Annotated in this window: 16 protein-coding genes; 7 read left to right on the plus strand and 9 right to left on the minus strand. The window is 34.0% G+C overall.

Features of this window, described 5'->3' with window-relative positions; translation table 11 throughout:
- Positions 1 to 98: 98 nt before the first annotated feature.
- Together P8625_RS14385 and P8625_RS14390 are read left to right on the plus strand one after the other, a co-directional pair.
- Entirely contained in the window at positions 99 to 569 is a 471-nt protein-coding gene (locus P8625_RS14385) for a heme-binding domain-containing protein (RefSeq protein ID WP_279651131.1), read from the plus strand.
- 5 nt (positions 570 to 574) lie between these two features.
- Positions 575 to 1,801 carry a glycosyltransferase gene (locus P8625_RS14390; protein ID WP_279651132.1) on the plus strand — a complete coding sequence of 409 codons (1,227 nt, stop codon included), beginning with the start codon at positions 575 to 577 and terminating at the stop codon, positions 1,799 to 1,801.
- On the opposite strand, the gene P8625_RS14395 is transcribed toward P8625_RS14390, so the two are convergent.
- The 5 genes from P8625_RS14395 to P8625_RS14415 form a co-directional block, all read right to left on the minus strand.
- Entirely contained in the window at positions 1,802 to 3,016 is a 1,215-nt protein-coding gene (locus P8625_RS14395; protein ID WP_279651133.1) for a carboxypeptidase-like regulatory domain-containing protein, read from the minus strand.
- 55 nt (positions 3,017 to 3,071) lie between these two features.
- Positions 3,072 to 5,099, minus strand: coding sequence for a M3 family metallopeptidase (locus P8625_RS14400; protein ID WP_279651134.1), 2,028 nt, complete (start codon positions 5,097 to 5,099; stop codon positions 3,072 to 3,074).
- Positions 5,100 to 5,214: 115 nt separating this feature from the next.
- The gene (purE, locus tag P8625_RS14405) at positions 5,215 to 5,697 is read right to left on the minus strand and encodes a 5-(carboxyamino)imidazole ribonucleotide mutase (RefSeq protein WP_279651135.1); all 483 of its coding nucleotides are present in this window, start codon (positions 5,695 to 5,697) and stop codon (positions 5,215 to 5,217) included.
- An 89-nt stretch (positions 5,698 to 5,786) separates the two neighbouring features.
- Positions 5,787 to 6,944: a 5-(carboxyamino)imidazole ribonucleotide synthase gene (locus tag P8625_RS14410; RefSeq protein WP_279651136.1), complete on the minus strand. Its 1,158-nt coding sequence runs from the start codon at positions 6,942 to 6,944 to the stop codon at positions 5,787 to 5,789.
- 63 nt (positions 6,945 to 7,007) lie between these two features.
- On the minus strand, positions 7,008 to 7,328 hold the full coding sequence (locus P8625_RS14415) for a Rieske 2Fe-2S domain-containing protein (RefSeq protein WP_279651137.1): 321 nt from the start codon (positions 7,326 to 7,328) through the stop codon (positions 7,008 to 7,010).
- Positions 7,329 to 7,605: 277 nt separating this feature from the next.
- Here P8625_RS14415 and greA point away from each other — a divergent pair, with 277 nt between their 5' ends.
- The 3 genes from greA (at position 7,606) to P8625_RS14430 (ending at position 9,523) form a co-directional block, all read left to right on the plus strand.
- The gene (gene greA / locus P8625_RS14420; protein ID WP_279651138.1) at positions 7,606 to 8,079 is read left to right on the plus strand and encodes a transcription elongation factor GreA; all 474 of its coding nucleotides are present in this window, start codon (positions 7,606 to 7,608) and stop codon (positions 8,077 to 8,079) included.
- Between the two features lie 100 nt (positions 8,080 to 8,179).
- Positions 8,180 to 8,572 carry an HIT family protein gene (locus P8625_RS14425; RefSeq protein WP_099215938.1) on the plus strand — a complete coding sequence of 131 codons (393 nt, stop codon included), beginning with the start codon at positions 8,180 to 8,182 and terminating at the stop codon, positions 8,570 to 8,572.
- 69 nt (positions 8,573 to 8,641) lie between these two features.
- The gene (locus P8625_RS14430) at positions 8,642 to 9,523 is read left to right on the plus strand and encodes a hypothetical protein (protein WP_279651139.1); all 882 of its coding nucleotides are present in this window, start codon (positions 8,642 to 8,644) and stop codon (positions 9,521 to 9,523) included.
- Between the two features lie 29 nt (positions 9,524 to 9,552).
- Here P8625_RS14430 and P8625_RS14435 read toward each other — a convergent pair whose 3' ends face one another.
- Positions 9,553 to 10,701 carry a sensor histidine kinase gene (locus P8625_RS14435; RefSeq protein WP_279651140.1) on the minus strand — a complete coding sequence of 383 codons (1,149 nt, stop codon included), beginning with the start codon at positions 10,699 to 10,701 and terminating at the stop codon, positions 9,553 to 9,555.
- Between the two features lie 74 nt (positions 10,702 to 10,775).
- Here P8625_RS14435 and P8625_RS14440 point away from each other — a divergent pair, with 74 nt between their 5' ends.
- Positions 10,776 to 11,636 carry a flavin reductase family protein gene (locus P8625_RS14440; RefSeq protein WP_279651141.1) on the plus strand — a complete coding sequence of 287 codons (861 nt, stop codon included), beginning with the start codon at positions 10,776 to 10,778 and terminating at the stop codon, positions 11,634 to 11,636.
- Positions 11,637 to 11,643: 7 nt separating this feature from the next.
- Positions 11,644 to 12,009, plus strand: a complete 366-nt coding sequence (locus P8625_RS14445; RefSeq protein WP_279651142.1) for a DUF3127 domain-containing protein — start codon at positions 11,644 to 11,646, stop codon at positions 12,007 to 12,009.
- Between the two features lie 222 nt (positions 12,010 to 12,231).
- Here P8625_RS14445 and P8625_RS14450 read toward each other — a convergent pair whose 3' ends face one another.
- The 3 genes from P8625_RS14450 to P8625_RS14460 form a co-directional block, all read right to left on the minus strand.
- Entirely contained in the window at positions 12,232 to 12,468 is a 237-nt protein-coding gene (locus P8625_RS14450; protein WP_279651143.1) for a DUF1456 family protein, read from the minus strand.
- A 12-nt stretch (positions 12,469 to 12,480) separates the two neighbouring features.
- The gene (locus P8625_RS14455) at positions 12,481 to 13,023 is read right to left on the minus strand and encodes a YqaA family protein (protein ID WP_279651144.1); all 543 of its coding nucleotides are present in this window, start codon (positions 13,021 to 13,023) and stop codon (positions 12,481 to 12,483) included.
- A 170-nt stretch (positions 13,024 to 13,193) separates the two neighbouring features.
- Positions 13,194 to 14,750: an NAD(P)/FAD-dependent oxidoreductase gene (locus P8625_RS14460; protein WP_279651145.1), complete on the minus strand. Its 1,557-nt coding sequence runs from the start codon at positions 14,748 to 14,750 to the stop codon at positions 13,194 to 13,196.
- Positions 14,751 to 14,904: the final 154 nt, after the last annotated feature.

Below are 14,904 nucleotides of genomic sequence, written 5' to 3' on the forward strand. Positions count from 1 at the left end.
AAGATGCTCATTATGAGCTTTTATAAAAATGAAGTACAAAAGTACAATTATTTGTCGATAAAATTAGTTTTCATATCTTTAAAACTTAAATTCGTTGTATGAAAATTTTTAAAAAAATTATAGGATTTTTACTAATACTCTTAGTCATCGCACAGTTTTTTCAACCCCAAAAAAACGAGGGTAAAATCGCTTCGGTCGAACCTTTTATAAAAGAAACCAAACCAGGTGACGAGGTACATAAAATATTAAAAACAGTGTGTTTTGATTGTCATAGTAACTCAACTCGTTACCCTTGGTACAGTAGTATTACGCCAGTAAATTATTGGTTGGCAAACCATATAAAAGAAGGAAAAGAAGAGTTGAACTTTTCTGAGTGGGCTACTTATTCTTTGAAAAGAAAAGAGCATAAGATGGAAGAGATTTGGGAGGAAGTAGAAAAAGGAAAAATGCCCTTAGATTCGTACAGATGGACGCACGCCAATGCTCGTTTAACAAAAGAAGAAGTAGCACAAGTAGTTAACTGGGCTAAAAGTGTACAAAGTGATTACAAAACGCAGTTAGCAGACTAAAATTAATGCAACAACTGTTAATAATTGGGTACGTTTGGATAGAAAAAACTACGGGAGCTGGGAATCGAATGTTACAGTTGCTCAACGTTTTTAAAAAGCAGAACTACACCATTACGTTTGCGACCCCTGCCCAAAAAACGGAAAACTCTTTAAATCTAACCGAATTAGGAGTTCAAGAGCAATCTATTGAACTAAATTCACCTACTTTTGATGATTTTGTTAGCAAACTAAAACCTGATGTTGTGTTATTCGATCGCTTTATGATGGAAGAACAATTCGGTTGGCGTGTTGCTGAATATTGTCCCAAAGCTTTGCGGATTTTAGATACGGAAGACTTGCATTTTTTACGTAAAACGCGTCATGTACAATTAAAAAAAGGAGAATCTTTTTCTACAAAAGCATTGTTGCAATCGGACGAAGCGAAGCGAGAAATAGCGGCTATACTACGTTGTGATATGAGTTTGATTATATCCTCTTATGAAATCCAATTGTTGAAAGAAGTTTTTAATATTGATGAAGCGTTGCTTTATCATTTTCCTTTTTTATTGAATAGGATTAATGAAAAGGCAATTGAAAACTGGATGCCATTTGAAGAACGAGCACATTTTGTCTTTGTAGGAAACTTTTTTCATGCACCCAATGTCGATGCTGTTTTACAATTAAAAACCATTTGGAAAAATATTAGGAAGAAATTACCCAATGCAGAATTGCATATTTACGGGGCCTATGTTACGCAGCAAATTCAGCAATTGCATAAACCAAAAGAAGGATTTATAATTAAAGGTTTTGTAGAAAATGCGTTAGCGGTGGTTCAAAGTGCTAGAGTAGTGCTTGCTCCCATTCGTTTTGGAGCAGGAATTAAAGGGAAGTTAACCGAAGCGATGGAGTGCGGAACGCCCTCTGTAACTACTCAAATAGGTGCAGAAGGAATGCACGGCAGCTTGCCTTGGAATGGGGTTGTTGAAAATGATTTTAAAGAGTTTGCGGATAAAGCAGTAAGATTGTATACTGATAAAAACCTTTGGTTGGAATCGCAGCAAAACGGAGTTAACATGATCAACTCACTATATGATAAAGAAAAATTAGCCGCTTCTTTTTTAAATAGGTTGAAAAAAATCCAAGAAAATCTTGAGGTACATCGCACACAAAATTTTTTAGGAAGCATGTTACAACTTCAAACCCTACAAGCTACAAAGTTTATGAGTAAGTGGATTGAAGAGAAGAATAAGTAATTAGTTTTTAGTGGGTTGATAATCTAAAGGTAACATATTCGCAAAAGCCTCAAAGCCCCAGTACCCTTCATTGAATACAGCCTCAGGATTCATAAGAACCCCTTGGATATCTATTTGGGCTTTTCCTTCTAATAAAACAATATTTGAGGTTTGCACACCATTGGCTTTTCTACGTTTTCCAAACATTCCGATTACATAATTTTCTTCCTCTGGTTCTTGAGTGTAAATAACCATTAAGTAATCTTTAAAACTCAAATAGGGTGTTTTGTTATCGTAGGTAATGATATCTTCATAAGGAACGTTTTTTTGATATAGGTAATCTCGATATTTGGGGAGTTTTGCTTTTTGAAGGGTAACGATTACACTATCTAACGTAGTTTTTGGATGGGTGATTTTTTTAGATAAATTGACAGATCTACTATAGAGCTTAAAAAACTCTCTAGCAAATTTTATTTTTTCTTCAGAAGGTCTATCGGAGTTTGGTACTCTTTTGAACTGATTGACTACAAAACCATCTTCTTTAAGCTTTTTTGAAGTCAAACTTCTTAAAAAATGCATTTGCGAACCGTTATAAGCTTCAAGCCTGTTTTGTTTCCACTTTCTTCTAATGTTCTTTCGAAGGTTTTTATAACGTGCAAATCCGCTAAAAAATAATCGGTCTTCTTTTAGGGTAAAATCAACCAAATCATAGGTAATGATATAACCTAAACCTTGATGTTTAATTGTAAGCGGTTTTCTAGCAAATGCTGTTAGTGTATTGGTTTTGGTACTATACTCAAAGTGCAAGTCTTTTTCGTTTACTATTTTGCAGGTTTGTGCGAGTTTTGTTCTTCCTAAAAAAGTTTGCTTAAAACGTGTTAAATTATATTTCCAGTTATCATCATAAATGGTTTTTCTAATGACCACTTCATTTAAAACACTGCTATCTTCTTTAAGTGTAATATGTAGGTTTTTGTTTTTGCTTTGTGGGGTAATTAAAAGTTGTTTGGTTGCATACCCTAAAAAAGAAATAACGAGGGTGTAATATCCCTCTTTAATTTTTAATTCAAATTTCCCTTCAGCATTCGTTATGGTGCCTTTGGTGGTATTGTTAAAGTAAACAGAAGCTCCTTCTAAGGGTTCGTTCCTTTCTGATACTACACTTCCTTTAATTACAATCTGAGAAAACGATATTGAGCTTACCAAAAGCAGTAAAAGAATGAGTCCCTTTTTCATGAAAAATAGTTTCCATAAAAATAGGGACTTATTTAAAGTGATAAAATTTTATTTGTTAATTTTTGTCAATCAACCCAGCACGTTTTAACAAAGCATCAGGTTTTGGCGCTCTTCCTCTAAAGCGTTTGTATAATTCCATAGGTTCTTCTGTGCCACCTTTAGACAATACATTATCTTTAAATTTATTGGCAACCTCTTTGTTAAAAATACCTTTTTCTTTAAAATATTCAAAAGCATCAGCATCCAAAACTTCTGCCCATTTATAAGAATAATATCCAGCAGAATATCCTCCTTGAAAAATATGAGAAAAAGAGGTGCTCATACAGTTTTCTGCTACGTCTGGATATAGTTTCGTTGCAGCAAAAGCATTCATTTCAAATTCTTTTACTGAAGCTATGTTTTCAGGAGCATTTCCAGAATGCCAAGACATATCTAACAACCCAAAACTTACTTGACGTAAGGTTTGCATTCCTTCGTGAAAACTAGCAGATTCTTTAATTTTTTCAACATATTCCATCGGAATAACTTCGCCGGTTTCGTAATGTTTTGCGAACAATTCTAAGGCTTCTTTTTCGTAACACCAGTTTTCTAATACTTGACTCGGTAGCTCTACAAAATCCCAAGAAACAGAAGTTCCGGATAAGCTTTTATAGGTGGTGTTTGCCAACATACCATGTAAGGCATGACCAAATTCGTGGAATAGGGTAGTAACTTCGTTAAAAGTTAGTAACGACGGTTTTGTTTTGGTAGGCTTGGTAAAGTTACAAACGATAGAGACTTGCGGCCTTTCGTTCGTACCAGTACTCTTATATTGTGATTTATAAGAAGTCATCCAAGCACCATCACGTTTTCCTTGTCTAGGATGAAAATCAGCATACAAATACGAAACAAAATCCCCATTCGTATCTGTTACCGTATAAGTTTTAACATCTTCATGATACTTGTCAATAGTATCAATTTCTTCAAACTGTAAGTTATACAATTTGTTAGCAATGGTAAATACCCCATCAATTACATTTTCTAATTTAAAATAGGGTTTGAGTAACTCTTGATCTAGATTGAATAACTCTTTCTTTAGTTTTTCAGCGTAGTAAGCACCGTCCCATTTTTGTAATTGGTCAATTCCGTCTAATTTTTTAGCGTAGGCTTCTAAATTAGTAAACTCACGTTGAGCCGCAGGTTTCGCTTTTTCTAGTAGTTCGTTTAAAAACGTTATCACTTTTTCAGGAGTTTCAGCCATGCGCTCTTCTAATACAAAATGAGCGTGGGTTTTATAACCCAGTAGGTTGGCACGTTTATGACGTAAAGTAACAATGTCTTTTACAATTTGCTCATTGTTATAGTCATTTTGCTGAAATCCTTTTTTACCAAAAGCAATAGCTAATTCTTTTCTCAATTCTCTAGTATCAGCATAGGTCATAAAAGGTATGTAACTTGGGTAATCTAAGGTAATCATCCAACCCTCTTTACCTTTTGAATTTGCAAGCTCTTTGGCAGCTTCTTTGGCACTTTCTGGCAAGCCTGCTAATTTAGCTTCGTTGGTTATCAATAACTCAAAAGCATTGGTTTCTGCCAATACATGCTCTCCAAACTGTAACGATAATTTAGCCAACTCAGCATCAATTTTACGAAGCTCAGCTTTGTCAGCTTCTTTTAAATTGGCTCCGTTGCGTGCAAAACTTTTATACTGCTTATCGAGTAGTATTTCTTGCTCTGGAGTTAAGTTTAACTCAGAAAGTTGATCGTATACCGCTTTAACACGTGTAAACAATCCTTCATTTAAAATCATATCGTTTCTGAACTCACTCAACCAAGGCGAAATATCTTTTGCTATTTTTTGAATTTCTTCATTGGTTTCCGCAGAGTTTAAATTAAAAAAGATAGCAGTAACCCTGTCTAATGTATTCCCTGTATTATCTAAAGCAACAGTTGTGTTTTCAAAAGTTGGAGCTTCAACATTTTTAACAATGGCATCAATTTCGTCCTTTGCAATTTGTATGGCTTTTTTGATAGCAGGTTTATAATCTTCTTCTTTGATTTGAGAAAAAGGAGGGGTATTAAAGTCTTGTAAAAGTGGATTCATTATGTTCAATGAGTTAATGATTTAATGAGACAATGGGTTAATGTGTTAATGAGACAATGATTTAATGTATTACTGAGGCAATGATTTATTGAAACAGTGTTAATGAATCTGTTGCTTATTGTTTACGTACTCTTTCAGAAGCTTTTTCAACTTTTATTTTTAAGCCTTCTTTATAAGCGATGATTTTATCTAACACACATTTGTCAGAAGCTCCAATAATTTGTGCAGCTAAGATTCCTGCATTTTTAGCTCCGTCTAAAGCCACTGTAGCCACAGGAACGCCTCCTGGCATTTGAAGAATGGATAAGACAGAATCCCAACCATCAATGGAATTTCTACTTTTTACAGGAACTCCAATTACGGGTAACGGACTCATACTCGCTACCATTCCAGGTAAATGAGCCGCACCTCCAGCACCAGCAACAATTACTTTTACACCACGTTTGTGTGCATTGTTAGCGTAATCGAATAATTTTTCTGGAGTTCGGTGTGCAGATACAATATCTACTTCTACTTGAATATCAAAACTCTCTAAAATATTAATTGCTTCTTGCATGATTGGAAGATCTGAATCGCTTCCCATAATTATTCCTACCATAAATTTATGTTTTTGTCATTGCGAGGAATTAATGACGAAGCAATCTGTTAATGGTGAGATTACTTCGTTTCACTCGTAATGACGTTTTTTTATTTAGCTGTTACCTTAATCGTTTCTTTTACTTGTTGTGCGATTTTTCTCGCTTCGTTAATGTCTTCATTCACAATCGTTACGTGTCCCATTTTACGGAAAGGCTTGGTTGTTTTTTTTCCGTATATATGGGGAGTAACTCCATCAATTTTTAAAATTTCTTCGATGTTTTCGTATATTACATCGCCTGTATATCCTTCTGCACCGACGAGGTTTACCATAATACCAGCAACTTTGCTTTCTGTATTTCCTAATGGAAGATTTAAAATGCTGCGTAGGTGCTGTTCAAACTGGCTGGTATAACTGGCCTCAATAGAATAGTGTCCAGAATTATGAGTTCTTGGAGCAACCTCATTCACAAGTATTTCATCGTTTTCTGTTTGAAACATTTCAACGGCCAATAAGCCAACGAAATTAAAAGTGTCGGCAACTTTTAAAGCAATTTCACGTGCCTTTTGTGCTACGTTAGCTTCAATTCTTGCAGGACAAATTACGTATTCTACCTGATTGGCTTCTGGGTGAAACTCCATTTCTACTACTGGATAGGTTTTGGTTTCGCCATTGGTATTTCTAGCGACAATAACTGCCAATTCATTTTTAAAAGGAATTAGTTTTTCAGAAATACATTCGCTAGTAGGCAGGCTTTCTAAATCACTAATTGTACGAACTATTTTTACACCATTACCATCGTATCCGAATCGAGCAGATTTCCATACAAAAGGAAAGGTAACCGCTTCATTACTAACAGCGTGTTTTAACTCTTCTAACGAGGTAAATCTCGAAAAGTCAGCCGTAGGGATGCTGTTGTCGTGATAAAATACTTTTTGGTGTGCTTTATTTTGAATAATTCTTAAGTTTTTAGGCTTCGGAAAAATAGTCAATCCCTCAGCTTCTAGGGCATCTAAGGCATCAATATTTACGTTTTCAATTTCTATGGTTAGCAAATCTACTTGTTTACCAAAATTGTAAACAGTATCATAATCTAATAAATCTCCTTGATGAAATTCATTACATATTTGTGCGCATGGTGCATCGGCGTTTCCGTCTAAAATAGCAGTATAAATATCGAATTTTTGTGTTTCGGCAAGTAACATTCTTCCTAATTGACCGCCTCCTAGCACACCCAATTTAAAGTTTGAAGAAAAGTAGTTTTTCACGATAAAAGTGTTAATTGTGTTGTTGTTGCAAAAATAAGAATCTAATTGTTAGTACGAATAGTATTAACGAGATATTCTTAGCTGATTGTTACTAATAGGAGTAACAAAATACAGTAACGCATTACAGCCTTTACCATCTAAGGGAGCACCTCCTGAAAGGTAGTTGTACTTTTTGTCGTCGCAAGGGCAACTAATTTCTACTCCATTAAAAGTCATTAAAGAGCTACAGTTTTGCTCAGGACATTGTTGGTCAAAAGCTCTGTAGCCAGAAGCTCCTGTTCTAAAAATAAAAACATTTCTTCCTTGTATTACATTTTGCGACTCTCCGCCAGGAACCAATAGTCCACTAAATTCAGGTAGCGATAAATCGATAATCGCATTCATTTTTACTCCTGAAAAGCAATTGTTTATAGGTGTATTTTCACTACAGCCGAAACATATTATAAGAAGAAACAAATAACAGACTTTTTTCATTTTTTTACATAGAGTTAGTATTGTAACGCTACTAAGTTACAAATATTTTGTACATTTGTAAGATAATCTCATTCCTTGCGGCATGAGATTTTTAAGTTTAACCCACAGGGTTTTAGGGAGAAAAGTTGTATGCTTTTTATCTTTACATGAAAAGTATATATAGTTTGATGATTTAAAAAGAAAAGAGATGAGTAATGTATCATATTATACAGAAGAAGGATTAAAGAAATTAAAGAACGAGTTAGCACATTTAGAACAAGTAGAAAGACCACGTGTTTCTCAAGAAATTGCAGATGCTCGTGATAAAGGAGATTTGAGCGAGAATGCAGAGTATCATGCTGCCAAAGAAGAACAGTCGTTATTAGAAACCAAAATAGCAAAGCTAAAAAACGTAGTTGCCAATGCTCGTATTATTGATGAAAGTCAATTAGATTTGTCAAAAATCTTAATTCATTCTATTGTTAAAATTAAAAATACAGTGAACGGAATGGAGTTTACCTATACCTTGGTAGCAGATAGCGAAAGTGATGTAAGAAACGGTAAATTATCTGTAAACTCACCAATTGGTAAAGGTTTGCTAGGTAAAAAAGTAGGTGATATTGCCGAAATACAAGTACCTAACGGAATTATGAAATTTGAAGTTATGGAAATTTCTCGATAAGAGAAAAAACAAATACAAAAGAGTAAAGATTTATTCGGGTTTTAGCTTCGCTAGAACCCGATTTCTTTTTTACTTTTACTGTAAAATTAAATTAAAAAACATGGCAAGTATTTTTACAAAGATTATAAACGGAGAAATTCCATCGTACAAAATAGCTGAAGATGATAACTATTTTGCTTTTTTAGATATCAATCCAAATGCAAAAGGACATACGTTAGTAATTCCTAAACGTGAAGAAAATAAACTATTTGATTTATCAAAAGAAGAGTATGACGGATTAATGTCTTTCTCTTACAGAGTAGCAAAAGCGATTGAAAAAACGATTCCGTGCGAACGTGTAGGAATGAGTGTAATTGGTTTAGAAGTACCTCATGTACACGTACACTTAATTCCGTTACAAACCATGGAGGATATCCGATTTGTAAAGAAAGAAAAGTTAACAAACGAAGAGTTTGTAGCTGTTGCTGAAGGGATTGCTAAGAATTTTGAGTAATTGAGTTATCATTTATTTTAACGAGATTATAAACACAAAAGATTAAGTAACCAAATAAGAAAAAAATTAATGCAGAAAACTATCATACCTATTTTAGTAACATTCACTATACTATTTAGTTCTTGTCAATTTAATCAATCAGCAAATAAAGATTTAATAACAGGAGCATATTCAAGAGGAGACGGATTAGGATCTGATGATGTAATTATAGAAGTTAATGGTAAAGTTGAAAAGAGAAATGAATTTGTTTTTGGCGAAAAAGTAAATTTAGTTTTTAATAATGTTACTGGTTTAACAAAATTAGATAAAAAAACGTATCCTGGGCTTTCAATGTATATTGTTAAAAATGAAAAGGACACTGTGCTCTCTAACCCTGATTTACTAGGAAACATAACTGATGGAACAGCACTTTTTCCTCTTAAACTACAAGCTAACTTTAGAGCAGCATTACCATATCAAAATAACGAAAAGTATAAGGCTTATGTACAAATATGGGATAAAAAAGGGGAAGGGAAGTTCAACTATGAATTACCATTTACTGTAAAGGAAAACGATTTACTTAAAATAACAAATAATGATATTGAGTATACAAATATTTATTTGTGGAATGAGACGCTTAAACAACCCGTTTTTAATAAAAATATAAGTCCTGAACATTTATTTATTTTAATAATTGAGGGAGCAAAAGGTTTAGAGTTAAGCGATAACAAAGTTTTTCCTGTTTTTTCGCTTGAACTTTCAGATAGTAAAGGAGGTAAGATCATTTCTAACCCGAATCTATTGAGTGCTTATAAGGAAGGAGTTGACCCTAAAGCTTTAGAAAACCAATTAACAGCAAAAATTAGTTTCTCTAAGGGGAAAATTAGCAATCCATGTAGGTTAGTAGCTAAGTTAAAAGATGAGAATTCATCAAAAGAAATTACAGTAACAACAGAGTTGGTTATTAATTAAGGCAACATTAAATAAGAGAGAAGGAATTACTAAACCTTATTCAATAAGATTTCAAAAGTAGTTCCTTTGCCTAGTTCTGATTTGAGTACGTGTATTTTTCCGTTGTGATAATCTTCAATAATGCGCTTAGAGAGCGATAATCCGAGTCCCCAACCACGTTTTTTTGTCGTAAAACCTGGTGTAAATATTTGTGTAAATTGTGATTTAGGAATTCCTTTACCCGTGTCTGAAATTCTAATTTTCACATTTTTAGAATTTTCACTAATGCCCACAGATAAGCTTCCTTTGCCTTGCATAGCATCAATAGCATTTTTTAGCAGGTTTTCTATAACCCACCCGTAAAGTTCTGAGTTTAGGTTTGTAAAAATTTCTTCTGCTTCAGTACTAAAAGAAAAAGATATCTGTTTAGAACTTCTATTTTGTAAGTAATCAAAAGCAATTTTGGTAACCGAAACGATATTGTGCTTTTTTAATTCTGGTAGTGAACCTATTTTAGAAAAACGATTCGCAATCGTATTTAAGCGTTTTACATCTTTTTCAATCTCGTCAACATAATCACTATTAACATTTTCAGTACGTAAAATAGTTATCCAACCCAATAATGAAGAAAGTGGTGTTCCGATTTGATGTGCTGTTTCTTTCGCCATACCGGTCCACAATTTGTTTTGTTCGGCAACTTTGCTAGACTTGTATACCATGTATAAAATGGTAAGAAATAGTCCTAGTATTAAAACTAAGGCAAGCGGATAGTATTTAAGTTTGTATAAAAGGTCTGAATTTCTATAATAAATATACTCTTTAATTCCTAAGTACTCTATGGCAATTGGTTCATTTTGATTTTTCATAATACTCAATTGCTTCTGAAGGTATGCAGGGTTTGTAGATTTTACAGAGTCTAAGTTATGAAACTGTTTTATTTTTCCGTCTTTACCCACCATAATAGAGGGAATATTCTCTATGGTTTCATAAACTTTGTTTACTAAATTAAAATTACCATCAGAATTAGGGCTAGAAGCTACTTCTTTAATTGCGGTAGCATAAATCTCCATTTTAGCACGCTCATCTTTTTTAAATTTTTGGAAAAACACATAAGTATTCCATAAAATAAATAAAACGGTAAGTAAAGAGATGCTAATTGCAATTCGTTTTACCCAATACGTATTTGTAAAAAAAGCCATCAATCAAATATAAACTATTCTCTACAATAACTAAATTTATAAATAGGTAGTATATTTACACTAAAAAATATAGTATGTTATCAATAAACCCTAAAGAGATACCAACTTCTAAGCTGCATGGATACTTATTAGGAGCTGTGGCTCCAAGACCTATTGCTTTTGCAAGTACTATAGATGCAGACGGAAATCCAAATTTATCACCATTTAGTTTCTTTAACGTATTTGGAGCGAACCCTCCCATTATGATTTTCTCTCCTGCACGTAGCGTAAGGGGTAATAAAACAAAACATACCTTAGATAATGCTGAAGCAACCAAAGAAGTAGTGATTAATATTGTAAACTACGCCATGGTGCAACAAATGTCGTTGAGTAGTACCATGTATCCAAAAGGGGTAAACGAATTTATAAAAGCTGGTTTTACCATGTTGCCTTCAGATGAAGTAAAGCCGTTTAGAGTCGCTGAGTCTCCCGTGCAATTTGAATGTAAAGTAAAAGATATAATTTACACAGGAGAAGAAGGCGGAGCAGGGAACTTAATTGTATGTGAAGTGGTAAAATTACACGTTAAGGAAGAAGTGCTCGCCGAAGATGGAAGTATAGACCAGTATAAAATAGATTTAGTAGCCAGAGCAGGAGGAAGTTATTACAGTAGAGCTAGAGATGGTTTTTTTGAAATACCCAAACCGTTAAGTACCCTAGGGATTGGGGTAGACCAAATACCTACAGAAATAAGAAACAGTACCATATTAACAGGCAATAATTTAGGCATGTTAGGCAATGTAGAACAGTTACCCACAGAAGAAGCTGTTAATAACTTTGCAAAAGAACATGCGCAATTTGTGGGGATTTCAACTGAAAAAAAACATACTTTTGCACAAGAGTATTTACAAAATAATGATGTAGAAAGTGCTTGGAAAGTACTTTTGATTAAATAGATAAGAAATGGAAGTAATAGGAAAAATTAAATTAATTAACGAGACACAAACATTTGGTTCTAACGGGTTTAGAAAACGTGAAATGGTAGTAACTACCGATGAACAATATCCTCAAATGATATTAATTGAGTTTATTCAAGATAAATGTGATTTATTAAACAATTATCAAGTAGGACAAGATGTAAAGGTTTCTATTAATTTAAGAGGAAGAGAATGGATTAACCCACAAGGTGAAGCAAAGTATTTTAACTCTATTCAAGGATGGAGAATAGAAAATTTAGCGCAAGCTGCTCCTCAAAACATTCCGCCAGCCGATCAGTTTGAGCCAGCTCCTGATTTGTCTGAAAATGAACCAGATGATTTACCTTTCTAAATCAATATAAATAACATATTACGTATTAAAAAGAGTGCAAAGTTTTGTGCTCTTTTCTTTTTACGGAAAACTACACTTTTTATTGCGGATATCCCCTTTTGGATAGTACAAAATGGGAGTATATTTGTGCCAGAATCATTCAATATTCGTATTGACTGAGGAATTTAAGGGGAAAATAAAAACCCTCTGATTAGTTTCAGAGGGTTTTTTTGTATGTAAGTATTATTTTTTCTCAGGCATTGGTCCTCTTAAATGAATTATTAACCCATTTAAAAAGTTTCGTAAAAACTGGTCGCCACACTCCATATATTTAGGATGATCTTCTTTGCGGAAAATAGCGTTAATTTCCGATTTAGAAACTTTAAAATCAACCAACGCACAAATTTCAATAATATCTGTATCTCTTAATTTGTGTGCCACTCGTAATTTTTTAAAAATATCGTTGTTAGTTAGTCCCATAACTGGTTTAAATTAATTTACTACTGAAAAAATAGCCCATGCGTAAATAGCAAAACGAGCAAAACGAAATAAGCCTACCACAACTACATTTTTAAAAGGATATTTAATCATCCCAGCAGTTAAGCAGCTAATAGCAAAAGGAAGCGGTAATAAGGCTCCTACTAAAATTAGAAAACCTCCCCATTTACTGGTGTTTTTAAGATTTTTAGCCATTTTTATTTCTAAGTAATTCCTTACAGAATCAATCTTTAAAGAAGCTCTTCCAATAAAGTAAGCACACAAGCCTCCTAAATAAGATAAGGTAGCCAACAGAGAAATATTAAGAATAGGATTTTCTGTTTTCTTAGACCATGCGATGAAAATTTCTGGAGGAATTAATCCCAAAATCGTTTCAGATATAAAAAAGGTAATTAAAATTGCAGTTCTAGAAAAAGTTTCGGTCATGGTTTGTAAACCATCATTAATATTATAAACATATTTATTAAATAAAAATAACCCGACAACGATACCTACAATTGGCCAAAAAGCTTTCTTTAAACTCTCCCAAATAAACATATAAAACCCCGTTCGATTATAGTAGTTGTGTAAACGCTTATAATGGGGTTTATTTATCTTTTTTTGTTCTTTCTATTATTCTTTTGAATCATCGCAAAAAAGCCTCTAATTTTAGGAAGTGCAAAAGTACGAGGTAATTAGAAACTACGCTAACAAATAATTGTTAATTATTATAGGCTTGCAATAGCAGCTTCTGCACATCGCTCACCATCCATGGCAGCCGAAATAATTCCACCAGCGTAGCCTCCCCCTTCACCACAAGGAAACAAACCACTAATTTGAGGATGCTCTAAATTTTCTTTTCTTGGAATATTTACAGGTGATGAGGTTCTAGACTCTACCCCAACAACATTCGCTTCCGCAGTGTAGTACCCGTGCATTTTCTTGCCAAAAGCAGCAAACCCCTTACGCAGTCTACTACCAATCAATTTAGGAAGCAAGGAATGTAAAGGCGAAGAATTTAATCCCGGTTGATACGAGCAATCATTTAAAGAAGAAGAAAGCCTGCCTTCTACAAAATCAGTTAAACGTTGTGCAGGAGCAACTTGACTTTTGCCTCCAGCATTAAAGGCTAGTTTTTCTAAGTCTTTTTGGTATTGTAAGCCTTTTAAAACACCATACTTTTCATACTTCGGTAAATCTTTGTCTACATTAATTTCAACCACAATACCAGAGTTGGCAAACTTGTTATTACGACGAGAAGGCGACATTCCGTTTACTACCACTTCACCATTGGCGGTTGCAGCAGGTACAATGAACCCACCAGGGCACATACAGAAAGAGTACACACCTCTATTGCCAACTTGGTGCACCAAACTATAGGCAGCAGCAGGTAACAACTCATCACGTTTACCTGCACAACTGTACTGAATTTGGTCAATAATTTCCTGTGGATGTTCCACACGAACACCCATAGCAAACGACTTCGCTTTTAGTAAAATATCTTTTTTATGCAATAGCTCGTAAATATCTCTTGCTGAATGCCCAGTAGCCAAAATTACAGCATTTACAGCCATTTCAGTTCCGTTTTGTAACTGTATGGCTTGTAACTTATTATTTTTAACGATAAAATCGGTAACACGAGTTTCAAAATGAACTTCACCACCGTGTTTTAAAATCGTTTCACGAATATTTTGAATAATCTTCGGAAGTTTGTTTGTTCCTATATGCGGATGCGCATCTACCAAAATTTGGTCAGTAGCACCGTGATACACTAAATTTTCAAATATTTTACGAACATCACCACGCTTTAAACTTCGGGTATATAACTTTCCGTCAGAATAGGTGCCTGCACCACCCTCTCCAAAGCAGTAGTTAGAATCAGGATTTACCTCATGAAATTGGTTAATAGCCCGCAAATCTCTGCGACGGTCTTGTACATTTTTACCGCGCTCTAACACAATGGGTTTGTACCCCAGTTCAATACAACGAAGCGCCGCGTACATTCCCGCAGGACCAAACCCCACAATATGAATTTCTTTTGAATTCGATACTTCCTGATAATCAAAAATATACTCAGGAGTATCTGGTTGTAGCTCGTTGATGTACACCGCTACTTTATAATTAAAAACAACTTCTTTCTTTCGCGCATCAATCGATTTGCGTAACACCTTTACGCTGGTAATATCAGTAGTAGCTATCCCCAGTTTTTTAGCAGCTTTTAGCTGTAATATATTGTCTTTACGTTCTTCTACTAGATTAACACGTAATTGAAGTTCTGTAACCATGCTGCAAAACTAGGTAAAAAAACAATCTACTCATATCAAATATCAATGGCTTTTTTTGCTCGGAAAGAATATTTTCACTAACAACTAACAACTAACAACTAACAACTAACAACTAACAACTAACAAATTTAATTATTTTAGCAAATCAAACTTT

Source organism: Tenacibaculum tangerinum, from assembly GCF_029853675.1.
In the GTDB taxonomy this organism is placed as follows: domain Bacteria; phylum Bacteroidota; class Bacteroidia; order Flavobacteriales; family Flavobacteriaceae; genus Polaribacter; species Polaribacter tangerinum_A.

Coding starts and splice junctions, on each gene's coding strand:
- P8625_RS14415 (WP_279651137.1), bottom strand. CDS start 7,328: ATGAATGCGATTATCGATTTATCGCTACCTGAATTTAGTGGACTATTG.
- P8625_RS14385 (WP_279651131.1), top strand. CDS start 99: ATGAAAATTTTTAAAAAAATTATAGGATTTTTACTAATACTCTTAGTC.
- P8625_RS14455 (WP_279651144.1), bottom strand. CDS start 13,023: ATGTTTATTTGGGAGAGTTTAAAGAAAGCTTTTTGGCCAATTGTAGGT.
- P8625_RS14450 (WP_279651143.1), bottom strand. CDS start 12,468: ATGGGACTAACTAACAACGATATTTTTAAAAAATTACGAGTGGCACAC.
- purE (WP_279651135.1), bottom strand. CDS start 5,697: ATGGTAGGAATAATTATGGGAAGCGATTCAGATCTTCCAATCATGCAA.
- P8625_RS14460 (WP_279651145.1), bottom strand. CDS start 14,750: ATGGTTACAGAACTTCAATTACGTGTTAATCTAGTAGAAGAACGTAAA.
- P8625_RS14435 (WP_279651140.1), bottom strand. CDS start 10,701: ATGGCTTTTTTTACAAATACGTATTGGGTAAAACGAATTGCAATTAGC.
- P8625_RS14395 (WP_279651133.1), bottom strand. CDS start 3,016: ATGAAAAAGGGACTCATTCTTTTACTGCTTTTGGTAAGCTCAATATCG.
- P8625_RS14425 (WP_099215938.1), top strand. CDS start 8,180: ATGGCAAGTATTTTTACAAAGATTATAAACGGAGAAATTCCATCGTAC.
- P8625_RS14390 (WP_279651132.1), top strand. CDS start 575: ATGCAACAACTGTTAATAATTGGGTACGTTTGGATAGAAAAAACTACG.
- P8625_RS14440 (WP_279651141.1), top strand. CDS start 10,776: ATGTTATCAATAAACCCTAAAGAGATACCAACTTCTAAGCTGCATGGA.
- greA (WP_279651138.1), top strand. CDS start 7,606: ATGAGTAATGTATCATATTATACAGAAGAAGGATTAAAGAAATTAAAG.
- P8625_RS14400 (WP_279651134.1), bottom strand. CDS start 5,099: ATGAATCCACTTTTACAAGACTTTAATACCCCTCCTTTTTCTCAAATC.
- P8625_RS14430 (WP_279651139.1), top strand. CDS start 8,642: ATGCAGAAAACTATCATACCTATTTTAGTAACATTCACTATACTATTT.
- P8625_RS14445 (WP_279651142.1), top strand. CDS start 11,644: ATGGAAGTAATAGGAAAAATTAAATTAATTAACGAGACACAAACATTT.